17 protein-coding genes and 1 tRNA gene are annotated in these 18,989 nt (G+C 52.7%); 1 reads left to right on the top strand and 17 read right to left on the bottom strand.

Annotation, left to right across the window (positions count from 1 at the left end; translation table 11 throughout):
- Positions 1 to 42 precede the first annotated feature (42 nt).
- The 14 genes from KP80_RS17290 to mngA form a co-directional block, all read right to left on the bottom strand.
- Positions 43 to 118 (bottom strand) — tRNA-Lys (locus KP80_RS17290).
- Positions 119 to 283: 165 nt separating this feature from the next.
- Positions 284 to 1,069 carry a cell division protein CpoB gene (cpoB, locus tag KP80_RS17285; RefSeq protein WP_052284873.1) on the bottom strand — a complete coding sequence of 262 codons (786 nt, stop codon included), beginning with the start codon at positions 1,067 to 1,069 and terminating at the stop codon, positions 284 to 286.
- A gap of 9 nt (positions 1,070 to 1,078) precedes the next feature.
- The gene (gene pal / locus KP80_RS17280) at positions 1,079 to 1,600 is read right to left on the bottom strand and encodes a peptidoglycan-associated lipoprotein Pal (RefSeq protein WP_052284872.1); all 522 of its coding nucleotides are present in this window, start codon (positions 1,598 to 1,600) and stop codon (positions 1,079 to 1,081) included.
- Positions 1,601 to 1,638: 38 nt separating this feature from the next.
- Positions 1,639 to 2,931 (bottom strand): Tol-Pal system beta propeller repeat protein TolB, encoded by a 1,293-nt coding sequence (tolB, locus tag KP80_RS17275; protein WP_052284871.1) that lies wholly within the window; start codon positions 2,929 to 2,931, stop codon positions 1,639 to 1,641.
- A 132-nt stretch (positions 2,932 to 3,063) separates the two neighbouring features.
- Positions 3,064 to 4,338 (bottom strand): cell envelope integrity protein TolA, encoded by a 1,275-nt coding sequence (gene tolA / locus KP80_RS17270; RefSeq protein ID WP_052284870.1) that lies wholly within the window; start codon positions 4,336 to 4,338, stop codon positions 3,064 to 3,066.
- Positions 4,339 to 4,430: 92 nt separating this feature from the next.
- Complete coding sequence (gene tolR, locus KP80_RS17265; protein ID WP_052284869.1) at positions 4,431 to 4,856, bottom strand: colicin uptake protein TolR; 426 nt, start codon at positions 4,854 to 4,856, stop codon at positions 4,431 to 4,433.
- 3 nt (positions 4,857 to 4,859) lie between these two features.
- A complete protein-coding gene (tolQ, locus tag KP80_RS17260; protein ID WP_112203650.1) occupies positions 4,860 to 5,552 on the bottom strand; it encodes a Tol-Pal system protein TolQ in 693 nt (230 codons plus the stop codon).
- Positions 5,549 to 5,953 (bottom strand): tol-pal system-associated acyl-CoA thioesterase, encoded by a 405-nt coding sequence (ybgC, locus tag KP80_RS17255; RefSeq protein ID WP_035892730.1) that lies wholly within the window; start codon positions 5,951 to 5,953, stop codon positions 5,549 to 5,551. Before ybgC ends, tolQ begins: the two co-directional genes overlap by 4 nt.
- A gap of 146 nt (positions 5,954 to 6,099) precedes the next feature.
- Positions 6,100 to 6,396: a cyd operon protein YbgE gene (ybgE, locus tag KP80_RS17250; protein WP_052284867.1), complete on the bottom strand. Its 297-nt coding sequence runs from the start codon at positions 6,394 to 6,396 to the stop codon at positions 6,100 to 6,102.
- Positions 6,396 to 6,509 (bottom strand): cytochrome bd-I oxidase subunit CydX, encoded by a 114-nt coding sequence (gene cydX, locus KP80_RS22655; RefSeq protein WP_072129158.1) that lies wholly within the window; start codon positions 6,507 to 6,509, stop codon positions 6,396 to 6,398. Before cydX ends, ybgE begins: the two co-directional genes overlap by 1 nt.
- A gap of 14 nt (positions 6,510 to 6,523) precedes the next feature.
- Positions 6,524 to 7,663, bottom strand: a complete 1,140-nt coding sequence (cydB, locus tag KP80_RS17245; RefSeq protein ID WP_052284866.1) for a cytochrome d ubiquinol oxidase subunit II — start codon at positions 7,661 to 7,663, stop codon at positions 6,524 to 6,526.
- 15 nt (positions 7,664 to 7,678) lie between these two features.
- On the bottom strand, positions 7,679 to 9,247 hold the full coding sequence (gene cydA / locus KP80_RS17240; protein ID WP_052284865.1) for a cytochrome ubiquinol oxidase subunit I: 1,569 nt from the start codon (positions 9,245 to 9,247) through the stop codon (positions 7,679 to 7,681).
- A 798-nt stretch (positions 9,248 to 10,045) separates the two neighbouring features.
- A complete protein-coding gene (gene mngB / locus KP80_RS17235; RefSeq protein WP_052284864.1) occupies positions 10,046 to 12,679 on the bottom strand; it encodes a mannosylglycerate hydrolase in 2,634 nt (877 codons plus the stop codon).
- A gap of 25 nt (positions 12,680 to 12,704) precedes the next feature.
- On the bottom strand, positions 12,705 to 14,621 hold the full coding sequence (gene mngA, locus KP80_RS17230; protein WP_052284863.1) for a PTS 2-O-a-mannosyl-D-glycerate transporter subunit IIABC: 1,917 nt from the start codon (positions 14,619 to 14,621) through the stop codon (positions 12,705 to 12,707).
- Between the two features lie 181 nt (positions 14,622 to 14,802).
- On the opposite strand from mngA, the gene KP80_RS17225 reads away from it, so the two are divergent.
- Entirely contained in the window at positions 14,803 to 15,519 is a 717-nt protein-coding gene (locus KP80_RS17225) for a GntR family transcriptional regulator (protein ID WP_197276169.1), read from the top strand.
- Between the two features lie 97 nt (positions 15,520 to 15,616).
- On the opposite strand, the gene sucD is transcribed toward KP80_RS17225, so the two are convergent.
- From sucD to odhB, 3 genes are all read right to left on the bottom strand, one after another.
- Positions 15,617 to 16,486: a succinate--CoA ligase subunit alpha gene (sucD, locus tag KP80_RS17220; RefSeq protein ID WP_052284862.1), complete on the bottom strand. Its 870-nt coding sequence runs from the start codon at positions 16,484 to 16,486 to the stop codon at positions 15,617 to 15,619.
- Positions 16,486 to 17,652, bottom strand: a complete 1,167-nt coding sequence (gene sucC / locus KP80_RS17215; RefSeq protein ID WP_003022927.1) for an ADP-forming succinate--CoA ligase subunit beta — start codon at positions 17,650 to 17,652, stop codon at positions 16,486 to 16,488. Before sucC ends, sucD begins: the two co-directional genes overlap by 1 nt.
- A 109-nt stretch (positions 17,653 to 17,761) precedes the next feature.
- Positions 17,762 to 18,985 (bottom strand): 2-oxoglutarate dehydrogenase complex dihydrolipoyllysine-residue succinyltransferase, encoded by a 1,224-nt coding sequence (gene odhB, locus KP80_RS17210; RefSeq protein ID WP_052284861.1) that lies wholly within the window; start codon positions 18,983 to 18,985, stop codon positions 17,762 to 17,764.
- Between the last annotated feature and the right edge of the window lie 4 nt (positions 18,986 to 18,989).

The raw sequence follows: 18,989 nt of genomic DNA, 5'->3' as shown, positions 1-18,989 counted from the left end.
GCTGAGCTAATCACCCAATACTGCGCTGGATACTGCTTTAAGTGGTGGGTCGTGCAGGATTCGAACCTGCGACCAATTGATTAAAAGTCAACTGCTCTACCAACTGAGCTAACGACCCACTATTTTCGTCACTTTTAGGCTGTTTGATATCCCTTGGCAACGGCGGCATATATTACTGAATTCAGAATTCTGCGCAACAAAAATTTCGACAAAGATCACTTAACTGCTTATGTTTCATGCGGCAAGACCAGAAATAACACGATTTCTGGTCTTCCTTTAGGCATTACAGTCCGCTAAGACGTTTTTGCGCCTGTTTCGCACCGTCAGTACCTGGGTATTTGCTGACAACCTGCTGGTAAACCGCTTTGGCTTTCGCGGTATCACCTTTGTCCTGCATGATAACCCCAACCTTGAACATTGCGTCCGCCGCCTTCGGCGACTTCGGATAGTTTTTCACCACCGATGCAAAATAAAAGGCTGCATCATCTTTCTTACCCTTGTTGTAGTTCAACTGTCCCAGCCAATAATTCGCATTAGGCTGATAGGTTGAATCTGGGTACTTCTTGATGAAGTTCTGAAACGCCACAATCGCGTCATCCTGGCGAGCACTATCCTTCACCAACGCGATTGCCGCGTTGTAGTCGGTATTGGCATCGCCCGTCTGCGCAGGAACGCCGGAGGCCGCTGTATTGCCGCCAGCAGGCGCTGCTGTCGCCGCCGCATTGCTTTGGTCACCCGAAGCTTGCTGCGTCTGCGCACCGCCGCTGAGGCTGTCGATCTGCAGCATGATCTGTTTTTGACGATCCACAATCTGATTCAGCTGGTACTGACTTTCCTGGATTTGGCCTCGCAGGGCGTCAATATCGGTCTGATTATCGGAGAGTTGTTGCTGGAGTTGGGTCAAAAGCTGACTGTGAGCATTAGAAATACGCTCGAGTTGAGTGACACGGTCTTCGACCGAGCCTGAGCCGACACTACTGATTGGCGCCTGAGCAAAAGCGGCCCAGGGGGCCGCTATGCCAACCAGTAACGACAGACTCAACATGTGATGTCTGAAGTTACTGCTCATGCAATTCTCTTAGTAAACCAGTACGGCACGACGGTTTTTGGAATAAGCCGCTTCGTCATGACCCAGTACTGCAGGTTTTTCTTTACCGTAAGAAACGATGGAGATCTGGTCAGCAGAAACGCCTTTACCCTGCAGGTACATCTTAACAGCGTTAGCACGACGCTCACCCAGGGAGATGTTGTACTCAGGAGTACCACGTTCGTCCGCGTGACCTTCTACGGTGACTTTGTAAGACGGGTTGCCACGCAGGAAGTTTGCGTGAGCATCCAGCATTGCAGCGAAATCAGAACGGATATCGTACTTGTCCAGATCGAAGTAAACGATGTTGTTCTGCTGCAGCTGCTGCATCTGAAGACGCGCTTGCTCTTCAGAAGACATGTTGCCGTTACCGTTCGCATCCATACCAGTGCCGGCACCCAGCATGCCTTCGCCGCTCTGGTCATTGCTAGCGTTCTTGTTAGAAGAACATGCCGCGATTGCCATTACAGGCAGAGCGATCATCAGCCCTTTCAGCACTTTGTTCAGTTGCATTTCTATGATTCCTTTAGTAATCAATTCATTAATTATTATTACAGATACGGCGACCAGGCAGGGAATTTGACCTGTCCATCAGTTGCCGGAAGACGCGCTTTGAAACGCCCATCTGTAGAAACCAGATTCAGCACGGATCCCATCCCCTGAGAAGAGCTGTAGATTACCATAGTGCCGTTAGGTGCCAGACTTGGCGTTTCGTCCAGGAATGTTGACGACAGTACTTGTACGCCACCCGCTCCCAGATCCTGCTTAGCAATGTGCTGCTGGCCGTTAGCCGAGCTGACCATTACCATAAACTTACCGTCGCTGCTGACATCAGCATCCTGGTTTTGTGAACCTTCCCAGGTAATACGCTGCGGAGCACCGCCGTTAACATTAACTTTATACACCTGCGGACGACCTGCCTGGTCAGAAGTAAAGGCCAGGTTCTGGCTGTCCGGGAACCAGGTAGGTTCAGTGTTGTTGCTGCGACCATCGGTCACCTGACGGATCTGGCCGGAGCCGATATCCATCACGTACAGGTTCAGGCTGCCGGTTTTAGACAGGGCAAACGCCAGCTTGCTGCCATCCGGAGAGAATGCCGGTGCACCGTTGTGACGTGGGAACGACGCAACCTGACGTACCGCACCGTTAGCCAACGTTTGGATAACCAGTGCAGAACGACCGCTTTCGAAAGTCACATAGGCCAGTTTGGAACCGTCTGGAGACCACGCCGGAGACATCAGCGGCTGTGGAGAACGGTGAACCACGAACTGGTTGTAACCATCGTAATCGGATACGCGCAGTTCATACGGGAACTGACCGCCGTTGGTCTGTACCACGTAAGCGATACGAGTACGGAAAGCGCCTTTAATGCTGGTCAGCTTTTCGAACACTTCGTCACTGGCAGTATGGCCCGCATAACGCAGCCACTGCTTATTCACTTTATACGTGTTCTGTGCCAGCACGGTGCCCGGTGCAGCACCGGTATCAACCAGCTGATAAGACACATTGTAGCTACCGTCAGCGTTAGGGCTTACCTGGCCAACAACAACAGTATCAATACCCAGCGCAGACCATGCTGCAGGCTGTACTTCCTGAGCAGTACCCGGCTGCTGTGGCAGACGAGAACGATCTAATGGATTGAATTTCCCGCTGTTACGCAGGTCAGCACCCACGATGCCACCGATGTCTTCAGGCGCAGCACCCGGCCCAGCCCACTGGAACGGAACGACGCCAATCGGACGTGCAGAGTCCACCCCTTGGGTGATCTCGATACGTACTTCTGCGTGCAGCACAGCTGCCCACAGCATCAGAAAACCAAATGCTACTCGTAATGCCTGCTTCATCATTTCTCCCTTACCCAGGCGGAAAGCCCACGATAATTTAGCAGAATGTTAACAAACTAAAATACACAAAACTACCAAAACCCTGCGAGGATCCCGCCTTTATTTTTCACGTACTGACGCGAAAAACAATCTTTATGGCTTGAAGTCCAGAGGCGCATTTTTAAAGGTCTGCCAGACCGCTTGTGAAGGCGGTTTCGGGAACTTGGTCATCCGATTTGTCGCCGCCAGCATCTGCTGACAAAACGCCGGATCGCCACCTTCCTGAGTCACTTTCAGTACGGTACCATCTTCACCAATATTAACGCGCAGCGTACAGGTTTTCCCTTGGTAGGTATCCCAGTCATACAGATGACCTTTGATCGCTGCCTGAACCTGCGCAATGTACGAAGCAATTTCAGCCTGTGATGCCCCACCCTGACCTGGTTTGCTACCTTTAGCAGGAGATGAGCCCCCAGCGCTACCGCTCGTCGTGCCTTTCGGCGCATTCTTACCTGAACTGAGATCGCCCAGCAGGTTATCAACACCGGAAGCCTCAGCGGCTTTTTCAGCAGCAGCCGCTTTCTTCGCAGCAGCAGCAGCCTTCTTATCGGCAGCAGCTTTATCAGCAGCCGCTTTTTTATCGGCGGCGGCCTTTTCAGCTGCGGCAGCAGCTTTCTCTGCGGCGGCTTTTTCTGCAGCAGCCGCTTTATCCGCTGCCGCTTTGTCAGCCGCGGCCTTCTTCGCGGCTTCTGCTGCTGCTTTTTTCTCAGCGGCAGCGGCAGCTTTCTTCTCTGCATCGGCAGCCGCTTTTGCAGCAGCCGCTTCAGCGACTTTTTTCGCATCCGCAGCAGCTTTCGCCGCTTCAGCTTCCGCCTTTTTCTGTGCATCCGCTGCGGCTTTCTTCGCCGCTTCCGCAGCGACTTTTGCCTGTGCGTCTGCTTTCGCTTTCGCATCTGCAGCCGCCTTAACGGCAGCCTCGGCAGCTTCTTTGGCCTGGGCGTCAGCTTTCGCTTTTGCATCCGCCGCTGCTTTCGCCGCAGATTCCTCAGCCTGTTTCTGCTGCTCCTGCGCTTCTTTAGCCGCTTCCTGAGCCTGTAAACGCTCTTTTTCCAGCGCTTTCAAGCGAGCCTGTTCTGCCGCCTGCTTTTCACGCAATTCTTCAGCCTGCTGTTGAGCCTGTTTTTCACGCTGCTCTTGCGCACGTTTGGAACTGGCCTGCTGCTGCTGAGTACGATTATAGTTCTCGACGACCGCACCGGGATCGACCATCACCGCGTCGATGGACGAACCGCCGCCACCGCCGGCTGAAGCGTCTAAATGCTCATCGAACGAACTCCAGATCAGCGCTGCAAACAGAATAACGTGCAGCACTGCTGAAATAATTATCGCTCGTTTAAGCTTGTCGTTTTGTTCGGTTGCCTTTGACACTCTCGGTTCCCAAAAACTGTTCACCCATTACCCTGCAGCTCGCGGAGTTAGCGAATATAGCCAATCTCCGCGTCTGCGCAGTTTGTCGGCGATTAAATTGGCTGGGTCATTAACCCGACCGATTTCACCCCGGCGCTGTGTAACAGGTTAAGCGCTTTAATTATTTCGTCATAAGGCACGTCTTTCGCGCCCCCAATTAAGAAGACCGTCTTAGGATTTGCCTCTAAGCGGCGCTGCGCTTCAGCCACAACCTGTTCAGGTGGCAACTGCGGCATCTTCTCCGGGCCAACGTTCACGCTGTACTGCCCTACTCCGGACACTTCAACAATGACCGGTGGATCATCATTCGTACTGACAGCTTGTGATTCGGTGGCATCCGGGAGATCCACTTCCACGCTCTGCGTAATGATCGGCGCTGTCGCCATAAAGATCAGCAGCAGCACCAACAACACATCCAGCAGCGGAACGATGTTAATTTCGGACTTCAGTTCGCGACGTCCGCGTCCACGTCTGGCCATGGTTTACCCCTTGTTGCTTTCGCTGCTGGTAAACGCCTGACGGTGCAGAATGGCGGTGAACTCTTCCATAAAGTTGTCGTAGTTCAGCTCCAGTTTGTTCACGCGCTGGTTCAGACGGTTGTACGCCATTACCGCAGGAATTGCCGCGAACAGACCGATTGCGGTGGCGATCAGCGCTTCCGCGATCCCTGGCGCAACCATCTGCAGCGTAGCCTGTTTCACCGCGCCCAGCGCGATGAAGGCATGCATAATCCCCCATACGGTACCAAACAGACCGATATACGGACTGATAGAACCGACAGTACCGAGGAACGGAATGTGCGTTTCCAGCGTTTCCAGCTCACGGTTCATGGAGATGCGCATCGCACGCGAAGCCCCTTCCACCACCGCTTCCGGCGCATGGCTATTGGCGCGATGTAGACGTGCAAACTCTTTGAATCCGCTGTAGAAAATCTGCTCAGAACCCGCCAGATTGTCACGGCGCCCCTGGCTTTCCTGATACAGGCGAGACAGCTCGATACCGGACCAGAATTTGTCTTCAAACGCTTCAGCCTCGCGGCTTGCCGCGTTAAGGATGCGCGTTCTCTGGATAATGATGGCCCAGGATGCGATTGAAAAACCAATCAAAATCAACATGATAAGTTTAACCAGAAGGCTAGCCTTCAGGAACAAATCAAGGATGTTCATGTCAGTCACTGCTTAAACTCCGCGACAATAGACTTGGGAAGCGCACGAGGCTTCATGATGAGTGGATCAACACAGACAATCAGGACTTCTGCTTCGTTCAGAACCTTATTCTCAGCGTTGACTATTCTCTGCGTAAATACCATTGACGTACCACGCATTGATGTAATTTCTGTTTGGACTTCGAGCATATCGTCGAGCCTGGCAGCTGCAAAATACTCCAGCGTCATTTTACGCACGACAAAGGCCACGCGTTCAGCCAGCAGAACCTGTTGGCTGAAGTGATGATGACGCAGCATCTCAGTACGTGCTCTTTCATAGAAAGCCACATAGCTGGCGTGGTAAACCACACCACCGGCATCGGTATCTTCGTAGTAGACCCTGACCGGCCATCGAAACAGCGTTGTATTCACTTTACGTCCCAGTAATGCAAAAAATTTTTTGGGTTTTTGAACTTCGCTACTATACGCGCGGGAATGATGGTTTGGAATGGGGAGAAGTAAACGGAGAGTAAATTTTTATGGGCTTGTGCAAGCCCATCATTATCAGGCGGGATTTTTCAGCGGGAGAAGAAAAATATTAGCCCTGCAAATAACACCAGATCGGCGATGAGCGGACAAAAGATTCCTTGCCAATGAATCGAGCGAGGGCGGAACCCTACGCCATGAATCACGCCAGCGCACACCGACCACATCAGCAAAAAACCGTGCCAGATTTCCAGCTCGCTGGTCTTCGCCGCAAAACGCGTCGGATCCCAGAAGATGCAGCCGGCTAACGCCAGTGCCATAACAAGGGAAAGCGCCCGCAAGGGGCGCTTATCCATTATCGCGTACAGCGTTGCGATAATATTTTTCATCAGTGTTCTTCTTCACTCGCTTTGGAGGCTTCAACGTGCTCCAGCGCCAGGGCGGTGATCACGCCGAATGCACAGGCAAGAAGCGTTCCCAAAATCCATGCGAAATACCACATATTCAGCTCCTTACTTAGTACAGAGAGTGGGTGTTACGTTCGATATCTTCTTTAGTGATACGACCGAACATTTTCCAGTAGCACCAGGTGGTGTAAGCCAGAATAATCGGTACGAAGACAATCGCTACATAGGTCATCAGGTTCAGCGTCAGCTGACTGGATGTAGCATCCCACATGGTCAGGCTCGCGTTCATCATTGTGCTGGAAGGCATAATGAATGGGAACATGGCGATACCCGCGGTCAGAATGATGCACGCCAGCGTCAGCGAGGAGAACAGGAATGCCCATGCGCCTTTATCCGCTTTAGTGGTCACAATGGTCAGCAACGGCAGCAGCACGCCCAGAGCAGGAATCGCCCACAGTGCCGGCATGTTGTTGAAGTTCACCATCCATGCACCGGCTTCACGCGCCACTTCTTTCGTCAGCGGGTTAGACGGGCCGGTGTGATCCAGAACAGATTTCACCACATAGCCATCAATACCGTAGTAAACCCAAACGCCTGCCAGTGCGAAGCATACCAGAGTGACCAGCGCCGCAACCATGGAGACGTTACGGGTGCGCAGGTGCAGTTCGCCAACGGTACGCATTTGCAGATAGGTTGCGCCCTGAGTCAGGATCATTGCGGCACTGACGATACCGGCCAGCAGACCAAACGGGTTCAGCAGCTGGAAGAAATTACCGGTGTAGTACAGGCGCATATATTCATCGACGTGGAACGGTACGCCCTGCAGCAGGTTACCAAACGCAACACCAATGACCAGCGGTGGCACGAAGCTACCGATGAAAATGCCCCAGTCCCACATATTGCGCCAGCGGGTGTCTTCAATCTTAGAGCGGTAATCAAAACCGACTGGACGGAAGAACAAAGATGCCAGCACCAGAATCATCGCCACGTAGAAACCGGAGAACGCAGCAGCGTAGACCATCGGCCATGCGGCGAACAGCGCGCCGCCAGCGGTGATGAGCCACACCTGGTTACCGTCCCAGTGAGGAGCGATGGAGTTAATCATGATTCGACGCTCGGTGTCATTACGACCGAGGAAACGGGTGAGCATGCCCACCCCCATGTCGAAGCCATCGGCGACAGCAAAACCAATCAGCAAGATACCGATCAGCAGCCACCAGATAAAACGCAATACTTCATAATCGATCATTTGACGACTCCTGTCTTAGCGTGCCGGCTGAGTAGTCGCGGTAGACTGCTCATAGTGGTAACGACCGGTTTTCAGGCTGCTTGGGCCACGGCGGGCGAATTTGAACATCAGGTACAGCTCCGCCACGAGGAACAGGGTGTACAGACCACAAATCAACAGCATCGAGAAGATCAGATCGCCTGGAGTCAGGCTAGAGTTGGCCACTGCCGTTGGCAGCACCTCACCAATCGCCCATGGCTGACGGCCATATTCGGCCACAAACCAACCGGATTCGATAGCAATCCACGGCAGCGGGATCGAATACAGTGCGATACGCAGCAGCCATTTTTTCTCGCCGATCTTGTTACGAATCACGGTCCAGAAGGAGACTGCAATAATCGCCAGCATCAGAATGCCGCACGCCACCATGATACGGAAAGCGAAGTACAGCGGTGCAACGCGCGGGATCGAGTCTTTAGTTGCCTGGCTAATCTGTGCTTCCGTCGCGTCAGCAACATTGTCGGTATAGCGTTTCAGTAACAGACCATAGCCAAGGTCTTTCTTGACATGGTTAAACTGATCGCGAACGGCCTGATCGGTCGAACCACCGCGCAGCTGTTCCAGCAGCGAGTATGCTTTCATCCCATTACGGATACGCTCTTCATGCTGCACCATCAGGTCTTTCAGGCCGGTAACCTGTTTATCAACCGAACGGGTGGCGATGATACCCAGCGCATAAGGAATTTGAATGGAGAAGTGGTTTTCCTGCGCATCCTGGTCTGGAATACCAAACAGAGTGAAGGCTGCCGGAGCCGGCTGCGTTTCCCACTCGGCTTCAATAGCCGCTAATTTGGTTTTCTGTACGTCACCCATTTCGTAGCCAGATTCATCACCCAGAACGATAACGGAGAGGATGGCCGCCATACCAAAACTTGCCGCGATAGCAAAAGAGCGCTTCGCAAACGCGAAGTCACGACCACGCAGCATGTAGTAGGAGCTGATACCGAGAACGAACATCGCGCCACAAACGTAGCCGGATGCCACGGTGTGAACGAATTTAACCTGCGCAACCGGGTTCAGGACCAGCTCAGAGAAGCTGACCATTTCCATACGCATGGTTTCGAAGTTGAAGTCGGAAGCGATTGGGTTCTGCATCCAGCCGTTCGCTACCAGAATCCATAGTGCGGAGAGGTTGGAGCCAAGCGCCACCAGCCAGGTGACAGCCATGTGCTGGACTTTACCCAGACGATCCCAACCGAAGAAGAACAGACCTACAAAGGTAGATTCGAGGAAGAAGGCCATCAGACCTTCGATGGCCAGCGGCGCACCGAAGATATCACCCACATAGTGGGAATAGTATGACCAGTTAGTCCCGAACTGGAACTCCATAGTCAGACCGGTAGCCACACCCAGTGCAAAGTTGATACCAAACAACTTGCCCCAGAACTTGGTCATATCTTTATAAATCTGTTTGCCGGAAAGGACGTAAACCGTTTCCATGATTGCCAGCAGGAACGCCATACCCAGCGTCAGCGGAACAAACAGGAAGTGGTACATCGCGGTCAAGGCAAACTGTAAGCGCGACAGTTCGACTATATCTAACATCATGACTCCTTGCTCATCGCATGAAGACTCCGAGATTGAACCCGTTTTCAGGATTCAAACACATGCCCCAATACAAATTTATTTGTCCCCTTCCCTACTGCCACCCCTTGTGGAAAACAGGAAACAGCAATAAGTGAAAGTTACAAACGTGTTAATAAAAAACTCAATTGATCCCTAAAATATATTACGCTGTAAAACCCTTACAATAAACAGGTTTTTATTGGATAAGTTTTACGTTTTTCGACAGTGATCAATTTATAGCGAATCAGGTAGGTTTCAGCCAATTTGATCCACGACAATTTAACGGTTTTGGCAAGTTATATCCAGTCATTACATATTGATTTAAATCAACTTAACTCAACATTGTTAATTATGTTTTTAATTGGGTTGCTTGGTGAATTTAATGTTAATGATGTGTTCTTTAATTTACATTGATGGTTATCAAGTAAGAGGAAACCTGGCGAGAAGGTAATTGAATTTAACTATTGGCTGGAGATATAACGGAATTCTCCCCGTATAGTTTAAAGTAGACTGTCCGTCATTTTTTTCCAGCACGAACCCCGCAGCCTTTTAAAGCAACATTTTATTAACCAATGGCATTAATAAATTAACAATAGCCTGCGTAGAGTGAGACACACCACGCAGAGTGATGCCGTCTGACCATTGATTGATTGCACGAAAAATCGGCGGTTCGGTAATTGAATGCTCGCGGGAAGTGAGGGAAGGAGCACAGTGATTGTCGGGAAAAAGCAGAAGTCGAGCAACGCCAGCATCAACGCTGGCGTTATCCGTTAACGTTTATGTCAACTTAAGGCTAAACGTTCGCGATTGCCCTGGGCGGAAAAGACCGGTAATCCCCGGCGCGTCTTGCTGCGCAGGATGGGGGGTCTCATCCATTCCCGTTTCCACGCATCTTACAATCCCCTGGCTAAACGACACCGCGGCTTCGCTGCAAACGCTGTCCGAAGGGTTAAACAGGCGCAGAATAACCTCGTCGCGATCTTCCGCTTTTTTCAATGTACTCAACTGACACCCCACCGGTGACATGGTCAACAAGCTATAGCTCACCGGCGTCGTCACTTCAGCTTTATTGAGCTTCATCGCATCCCACGGAATCTTGTTGTAGCACTGAATCGGCGTAAGCCAGGAGCGCGCCTGCTGTGCGAGCCCCACGCTCTGCGGCGTACCGCTGTAGCTGAATATACTGAATCGACCATGCAGCGCACCGCGCATCTGAGAGTCCGGAACTGACATTTTGATTCCCGATGGTCTGCCCGGACGTAATAACAAATCTTCTTTACCCAGCAGGCCCACCCCGCGCAGCAGCGTCAGCGCAAAGGTTTTTCTCTCCTCGCCCACCACCTCAAATTCCCGCAGCCCTTCGGTGAAGACCGCCAGACCATTGCGCCCTTCCTGTAGCGCCGCGTAGTTCAGCAGATTCCAGACCGGCACCGGCGCTTCTTTCCAACCCTCTTCCTGCCACTGTGCCATCGCTTCATCATCAACCGGCCTTGTCACCGAACCAAACTGCGTGTCGGCCAGCACTGTGGAGGTGGTGAATGGCGTCGGAATGAGCACCCGCACGCGGTGGTCATCTGCTTGATTATCGAGATGGATATCCACATCAATGCGCCGGCTGTTATGGCTTAGCGTAACAATGATTTCAACGCCCAGCGCGCCGTCTCGCTGCCGGGCGGCCCGCGAGTGCAAATTTGCCGGGACCGCCATGCGATATCGAATGATTGCCCGACTTTGCCACGCTTCGTGAATCACCTCATGTTCAACCCCAGTATCTGCGTAAGTAAGTAGCCACTCTTCACGTGACGGCGAGTAGTCATACTCGTCACCATCGTCGGAACCGTCCTCTATCTCCAGCACTCGGGAATACACGACGCCCGAATCCTTATCGCGCAGGCAAAGCGTGCCATCATCATTGAGATCGACCTGCCAGAAAGCATTTTCCAACAGCGCTGGAGTGACCGCCACTGGCGTTGCCTGCCGGCCAGCAACATGCGGTTCGATAAATAATGTCCGATACCCCATCGACGGCAGTATTTGGTTCAATTGAATATCGAATTCCATAAAGGGTTCGTAGTTACCGTAATGCACAATTTGTCGGTCAATCAGACCCGGGTCCAGCTCTCTGGCGCTACGAATAAAATAAGGAATTTCATGGCCTTTATCGTCAAGCAAGCGGAACTGGCTGGCCCGCAGACGAAGGGTGGTGTTAATCACTTCTTCGCGCGGCCACGGCATCAGGTTAAACATCACCAGCTTGTCTTCATCGCTTTGCGGCATATTGTCGACAATCTTGCGCATATAAAAACGAATCAGGCTATCAGCCATATCCTCAGCCAGCACAAAGCGCGAGACGATTTCCTGATGTACTTTATCGCTACAGCAGCAGCCGATGCTGTCATGCGCATGGTTTTTCAGGATCTCTTTCCACATTTTTTCCAGCAGACCGTGGTGATACTCAAAACCTAGCGTCCACGCAAGCGTCGCCAGCGGCTCCAGCAGATTGACTATCTTATTTTCAATACGGGCATGGGCGATTTTGATGTCCATCCGCGTGGAACCTATCGTGCGATGCACGCGCATATATTTGCCATCAATAAATTCACCACGCAAAGTGGCAAGCTCATCGCGATGCGCCTCAATGGCAGCGAATACCTCCTCGAAACGGCTCATCACGAACTGACGCTGGGGATAGATTTCACGCAACTTCGCCATCACCGCGAAAATATTTTGCTGCAATGGCATTTGGTCATGCCCGTTGGGCAGCAAAATATCTTTGGTGACCGAGGCTTTTTCCAGTACCTCGAAATAGCTGTCGAGACGTTTACGCAGCCCAGCCTCATCCTCCGGTAAGTACTTACCAATCGCGTAGCCCAGTGGTAGCACCTGTGCCGCCACTTCACTACCGTCGGCGCTCTGCCATAAAAACTCGGTTTTATCGGTACCGTGGCGTTCACAACAGCCCCGCCAGAACATCGTCCGCGTAATACCAAAACCGTTATAAATATGCGGCAGCTGCCCGGACATGCCGAAGGAATCGGGTAGATAACCAATTTTCATTGGCTCACCAAATGCCATACAGTCACGGATGCCATACATCAGGTTGCGTACAATCGACTCACCGGAAACAATCGTGGTATCCGTCTGCGTGTACCACGGCCCGATAATCAACTTCCCGGCTTCCACTAGCGCCTTTACCCGCGGGCGATTTTCAGGCTTTACGGCGAAGTAATCTTCAAGAATCGCCGTTTGCCCGTCCAGGACGTAATACTTGTACTCTTCATCCTGCTCAAGCCGAGCGAGGATCTCTTCCATATTATTAACCAGCAAAATACGCGACTCTTCGGTGGTGAAATACCACTCTCGGTCCCAGTGCATATGTGGCGTAATGTGAACGCGAGATACTGCTTTCATCTTCGGTTTCCTGTTAAGTAAGTGCTTACGGCATCACGCTATCGGTGGTGTATTTTCCCTGTTTGACCGCCTGTCGACGCCAGAGCAGCAGGACGACCGTCGAGACTACCGTTCCAGCAAGCGCCGCACCGATCCAACCAGCGGCAGCAACAAAGGCGCCAATGCCGGCATCCTGCAATAAAAAGAGCGAGAAAATACCGGCCCCCGGCGTGGACAGGCCAATCCCCATCGCACCGACGATGGCCCCGGTCACCATCGAGCCCATAACGAATGAGCCAATTACCCGCAGGGGATCTTCAATTGCCATCGGAATCGCCCCTTCGGTGATCCCCGCAAGGCCAAGCAGCCAGGTGGATTTTCCGGTCTCAATTTCAAACTGTTTGAACAACTGTGGCGCGAGCGACGTGGAGGCGGTGACGGTAAAAGCCGACACCATTTTGACGGAGGCAAAAATGGCATATGGGCCATACACGCCGTTAGCCATCGCCCCTAAACAGAACGCATACGCCGCTTTATTGACGGGGCCGCCTAAATCAAACGAACACATAAATCCGAGGATGGCACCGAGCAACAGCGCGTTTGCGCCCGATAAGCCATTAAGCCAGGCGGTTAGGGAATTGTTTATCCAGGCGACAGGTTCCCCAATCACGAACAGCATCAGGCTACCGGCGACCAGCGTCCCGATAACGGGGTATAGGTAAAACGTTAAGAAGCCATTGAATCTACTGCTTAAACGAAGATGTTTTTTCACCCAGCGCATCAAATAGCCAGCAATCAAACCGCCCGCAACGCCGCCTAGAAAACCAGAGCCAATCAAATTTGCCGCCAGACCGGCCGCAAAGCCTGGCGCCAGCGCGGGCTTATCGGCCAATGAGTAAGCGGTGTAGGCCGACAGCACGGGAACCATCAGCGTGCCCAGCATTCCGCCCCCCAGCTGGCGATACATCCACAGCCATGATTTTTCCAGGCTATAGACATCCTGAAGACCAAAAATCTGCGTAATGAGCACCGCCACGGCCAGCACGGTCCCGCCGGCAACGATAAGCGGCACCGCAAATGAGATCCCACTGAGCAGCGCCTGCTTTAAATCAGCCTTTATCCCTTTCTTCACCTCATCCTGAGGTGAAGAAATCTGCCGGCCTGGTAGAGGTTCAAGAGCGAGCGCTTGTTCGATTAACGCTTTTGCATGGCGCAGCGGTTCGGCAACCGGAACGGTTATCGCCGGGATACCGTTAAAACGTTCACGCTCTTTAATCGCCACCTCGGCAGCAAAAATACAGGCATGGGCATCGTTAAGCTGCTGGGCGGTCAAGCGCCCTTCAATCCCATTTGCTCCTTGCTTTTCGACCACTACATTAACGCCCATCTGCCGCCCAGCTTTCTCCAGATATTCAGCGGCCATATAGGTATGCGCAATACCCGCAGGGCATGCGGTCACGCAGACGATCGTCGGCGCGTCTAATGCTGCATTGACATGAGGTTGCGGGGTTTGATTCTCTAGTGCGGCCAATACTGCCTCCGCGCTTTCGGCCGCCATCACCCGGGCGCGCAACTCATCGTCAGCCAGGCGCGTCGTCAGTTCAGTGAGGATCTGGATATGCGTTGAACCCGCTTCATCAGGCGGGATCGCCAGTAGAAAAATCAGCTCAACCGGTTCCGGCCCATCGATCCCCTCCCACGCTAGCGGTTCGCTGAGCGTTGCTACGGCAAAAGCGGCTTCTTTTACCGCCGCCGTTTTTCCATGCGGCACCGCTAACCCCTCACCGAGCGCCGTGGGCCCCAGCGATTCCCGGTGAAAGACTTCCGCCAGATAGGCGTCAACATCCGTAATTTTGCCGAGCTCAGCCAGCCGCAAGGCAAGCTGGCGAATAGCATCATCCCGGTCATTGAATCGCGCATGCAAACAGACCGCACGAGGGTGGGACAGAGTCGTCAGGTTCATCATGATCCTCAGGAGGTATCGTTATTGTGTGTCGGGATCTTGCCAGACAACACAATACCTTTATGTGATCATTTTCACTAATGAGGACAATTTGTATTTAATTTGTATTATTTACTATTTAGCCGATGTGGGCATAATTCGTCTTAACTATCTGACTTTAATGCATACAAAAGTGGCAAAAATGAGCAAAAAACCGATGTACCGTCAGATTGCAGACGCACTGCGGGAGCAGATTGCAGAGGGTGAATTAAAACCCGGCGACGCGCTTCCGACTGAATCCGCGCTGCAGGCCACCTATCTTGTCAGCCGCGTCACCGTCAGGCAGGCGCTAAAAACACTGACAGAACAAGGTATTATCGAAAGCATCCAGGGCAGCGGCTGGTATGTCAAAGAAGAGCGCGTCAATTATGACATTTACCAGCTCACCAGCTTTTACGAAAAGCTCGCCGACAGGCATGTCGAAACGCACAGCGAAGTGAAAGTGTTTGAGGTGATCCCGGCAAAGAAAGCGTTAGCCGAACAACTGCAGATCGCCGAGACCGATAAGGTCTGGCATATCAAGCGGGTACGTTTTATTAAACAAAAGGCTGTGACGCTAGAAGAAACCTGGATGCCTCTCGCGCTCTTCCCCGATCTCACCTGGGAGGTGATGGAAAATTCGAAATATCATTTTATTGAGCAGATCAAAAAGATGGTGATCGAACGCAGCGAGCAGGAGTTGATCCCGGTGATCCCCAATGCGGAAACCGTGGAGATGCTAGGGATTGCGCCGGATAAACCGGTGCTGGAGAAAGTGTCCCGCGGTTTTTTGCAGGATGGGCGCATCTTTGAGTACAGCCGCAATACCTTTAAAAGCGACGATTACAAATTTACGCTGGTCGCCAGGCGCCACCATTAAAAAAGGCCGCCCAGGGGCGGCCAACCATGTCGAAACTAGACACATAAGGCTCCCTCTTTCCCTGTATGCGCGGGAATTCATGAGGGAGCAGAGAGGATTACTTGATAACTGATTTCAGCGCTTCGCCGATATCGGCCAGGCTACGAACGGTTTTCACGCCAGCAGCTTCCAGTGCAGCAAACTTCTCGTCTGCAGTACCTTTACCACCTGCGATAATGGCGCCCGCGTGGCCCATACGCTTGCCTTTCGGCGCAGTAACACCCGCGATATAACCAACAACTGGCTTAGTCACGTGATCTTTAATGTAGGCAGCCGCTTCTTCTTCTGCGCTACCGCCGATCTCACCGATCATCACGATAGCCTCAGTCTGCGGATCTTCCTGGAACAGCTTCAGAATATCGATGAAGTTAGAGCCAGGGATTGGGTCACCGCCGATACCTACACAGGTAGACTGGCCGAAACCATAGTCGGTAGTCTGCTTAACCGCTTCATAGGTCAGGGTACCTGAACGGGAAACGATGCCCACTTTACCTGGTTTGTGAATGTGGCCCGGCATAATACCGATTTTGCATTCGCCTGGGGTGATAACGCCAGGGCAGTTAGGGCCGATCATGCGAACGCCCGCTTCGTCCAGTTTCACCTTCACGGTCAGCATATCCAGGGTTGGGATACCTTCAGTGATGGTGATAATCAGTTTGATGCCTGCATCGATAGCTTCCAGAATGGAGTCTTTGCAGAACGGAGCTGGAACGTAGATAACGGTCGCGGTAGCGCCGGTTGCTTCAACCGCTTCGCGCACGGTGTTGAATACTGGCAGACCCAGATGTTCAGTACCGCCTTTACCTGGCGTAACACCGCCAACCATCTGCGTACCGTAAGCAATTGCCTGTTCGGAGTGGAAAGAACCCTGGCTACCGGTAAAGCCCTGACAGATAACCTTGGTGTTTTTATCGATTAAAATGGACATTATTTCCCCTCCACTGCGGCAACAACCTGCTGTGCTGCGTCCGTCAGACTTTTCGCTGCAATAATATTCAGGCCGCTGTCAGCCAGTTTTTTCGCGCCGAGTTCGGCGTTGTTACCTTCCAGACGAACAACAACTGGGACGTTAACGCCCACTTCTGCAACCGCGCCGATGATACCGTCAGCGATCAGATCGCAACGTACGATACCGCCGAAGATGTTCACCAGAACCGCTTTCACATTGTCATCAGAGAGGATGATTTTGAACGCTTCGGTCACGCGCTCTTTGGTTGCGCCGCCGCCAACGTCCAGGAAGTTAGCCGGTTCGCCACCGTGCAGTTTAACGATGTCCATGGTGCCCATTGCCAGACCCGCACCGTTAACCATACAGCCGATATTGCCGTCCAGCGCAACGTAGTTCAGTTCCCACTGTGCAGCCTGCGCTTCACGTGGATCTTCCTGAGACTGGTCGCGCATTTCGCGCAGGTCAGCCTGGCGGAACAATGCGTTGCCGTCAGCGCCCAGTTTGCCATCGAGGCAGATCAGGTCGCCCTGCTTGGTCACGACCAGCGGGTTGATTTCGATCAGTGCCAGATCGCGCTCAAGGAAGATGGTCGCCAGACCCATGAAAATTTTGGTGAACTGCTGAACCTGTTTACCTTCCAGACCCAGTTTGAACGCCAGTTCACGACCCTGGTAAGGCATTGGGCCAGCCAGTGGATCCAGTGCAACTTTGTGGATCAGGTGTGGGGTTTCTTCCGCCACTTTTTCGATTTCCACGCCGCCTTCGGTAGACGCCATGAACACCACGCGACGGGAGCTACGGTCAACAACCGCGCCCAGATACAGCTCTTTACCGATGTCGGTCGCAGCTTCAACCAGAATCTGATTAACCGGCTGACCGTGTGCGTCCGTCTGATAGGTCACCAGACGTTTGCCCAGCCAATGTTCAGCGAATGCGCGGATGTCTTCTTTCGAGTTTACGACCTTCACACCGCCCGCTTTACCGCGGCCACCAGCGTGAACCTGACATTTCACTACCCACGGGCCAGCGCCGATTTTTGAAGCGGCTTCTTCTGCTTCGCGCGGAGTAGTACAGGCATAACCCACCGGAGCCGGTAAGCCATAGCGGGCAAAGAGTTGTTTTGCCTGGTATTCATGTAAGTTCATGTGTTCTATCCATCCTATAAAATGTTATTGAGTTGTGGTCTGGATCTTTAGTTCTGCATAGCACTTTGCGAACCCTCTCCCCGCGCGGGGAAAGGGGCCGCCAACATCACTACACGTCCAGCAGCAGACGTGTCGGATCTTCCAGCAACTCTTTAATTGCCACCAGGAAGCCTACAGATTCGCGTCCATCGATCAGACGGTGGTCATAGGACAACGCAAGGTACATCATTGGCAGAATTTCAACTTTGCCATCTACCGCCATAGGGCGGTCTTTAATGGCGTGCATACCCAGAATCGCGCTCTGAGGCGGGTTGATAATCGGGGTAGACATCAGGGAACCGAAAACACCGCCGTTGGTAATGGTGAAGTTACCGCCGGTCAGATCTTCTACGGTCAGTTTGCCGTCGCGGCCTTTCAGCGCCAGCGTTTTGATGTTCTTCTCGATGTCAGCCATGCCGAGGGCATCAACGTCACGCAGAACTGGGGTCACCAGACCACGCGGCGTAGAAACGGCCATGCTTACGTCGAAATAGTTGTGATACACAACATCATCGCCATCGATAGAAGCGTTCACTTCCGGGTAGCGTTTCAACGCTTCAACGACAGCTTTCACGTAGAAGGACATAAAGCCCAGACGGATACCGTGACGTTTTTCAAAGGCGTCGCCGTACTGCTTACGCAGATCCATGATTGGCTTCATGTTGACTTCGTTGAAGGTCGTCAGCATGGCGGTAGAGTTTTTCGCTTCCAGCAGACGCTCGGCAACGCGTTTACGCAGACGGGTCATCGGAACGCGCTTCTCAGAGCGACCAGCCAGCGGAGCTGGTGCCGCAGCCGGAGCAGCGGCAGGGGCTTTCGCTTCTGCTTTCGCCGGCGCTTTTGCCAAATGTTTTTCCACATCTTCGCGAGTCAGACGGCCGCCAACGCCGGAGCCTTTAATAGCATTAGCATCGAGGTTGTGCTCAGCCAGCAGACGACGGATCGCCGGGCTCAGCGCATCGTTAGTCTGTTCTTCCAGGGAAGCCTGCTGGCGCTGAGCCGGGGTAGACTCTTTCGCATCAGCTTTCGCTTCAGTGGCTTTACCGCCGCTGTTGCCTTCACGCAGGCGGCCCAGGATCTGACGAGAAGTCACGGTAGTGCCTTCATCTTCCAGAACGGCATCCAGAATGCCATCCGCCGACGCCGGTACTTCCAGTACCACTTTGTCAGTTTCGATTTCTACCAGCACTTCATCACGAACTACCGCATCGCCGGGTTTTTTATGCCAGGTTGCCACGGTAGCATCCGCTACGGATTCAGGCAGGTCGGGAACCAGAATATCTACGCTACTCATTTTG

The sequence above is a fragment of the Kluyvera genomosp. 1 genome (assembly GCF_001266615.1).
GTDB lineage: Bacteria > Pseudomonadota > Gammaproteobacteria > Enterobacterales > Enterobacteriaceae > Kluyvera > Kluyvera cryocrescens_A.
The sequence above is the reverse complement of the archived record's forward strand: the minus strand, read 5'-3'. Positions and strand labels throughout refer to the sequence as shown.

Coding starts and splice junctions, on each gene's coding strand:
- cpoB (WP_052284873.1), bottom strand. CDS start 1,069: ATGAGCAGTAACTTCAGACATCACATGTTGAGTCTGTCGTTACTGGTT.
- pal (WP_052284872.1), bottom strand. CDS start 1,600: ATGCAACTGAACAAAGTGCTGAAAGGGCTGATGATCGCTCTGCCTGTA.
- tolB (WP_052284871.1), bottom strand. CDS start 2,931: ATGAAGCAGGCATTACGAGTAGCATTTGGTTTTCTGATGCTGTGGGCA.
- tolR (WP_052284869.1), bottom strand. CDS start 4,856: ATGGCCAGACGTGGACGCGGACGTCGCGAACTGAAGTCCGAAATTAAC.
- ybgE (WP_052284867.1), bottom strand. CDS start 6,396: ATGAAAAATATTATCGCAACGCTGTACGCGATAATGGATAAGCGCCCC.
- cydX (WP_072129158.1), bottom strand. CDS start 6,509: ATGTGGTATTTCGCATGGATTTTGGGAACGCTTCTTGCCTGTGCATTC.
- cydB (WP_052284866.1), bottom strand. CDS start 7,663: ATGATCGATTATGAAGTATTGCGTTTTATCTGGTGGCTGCTGATCGGT.
- cydA (WP_052284865.1), bottom strand. CDS start 9,247: ATGTTAGATATAGTCGAACTGTCGCGCTTACAGTTTGCCTTGACCGCG.
- mngB (WP_052284864.1), bottom strand. CDS start 12,679: ATGAAAGCAGTATCTCGCGTTCACATTACGCCACATATGCACTGGGAC.
- mngA (WP_052284863.1), bottom strand. CDS start 14,621: ATGAACCTGACGACTCTGTCCCACCCTCGTGCGGTCTGTTTGCATGCG.
- KP80_RS17225 (WP_197276169.1), top strand. CDS start 14,803: ATGAGCAAAAAACCGATGTACCGTCAGATTGCAGACGCACTGCGGGAG.
- sucD (WP_052284862.1), bottom strand. CDS start 16,486: ATGTCCATTTTAATCGATAAAAACACCAAGGTTATCTGTCAGGGCTTT.
- sucC (WP_003022927.1), bottom strand. CDS start 17,652: ATGAACTTACATGAATACCAGGCAAAACAACTCTTTGCCCGCTATGGC.
- odhB (WP_052284861.1), bottom strand. CDS start 18,985: ATGAGTAGCGTAGATATTCTGGTTCCCGACCTGCCTGAATCCGTAGCG.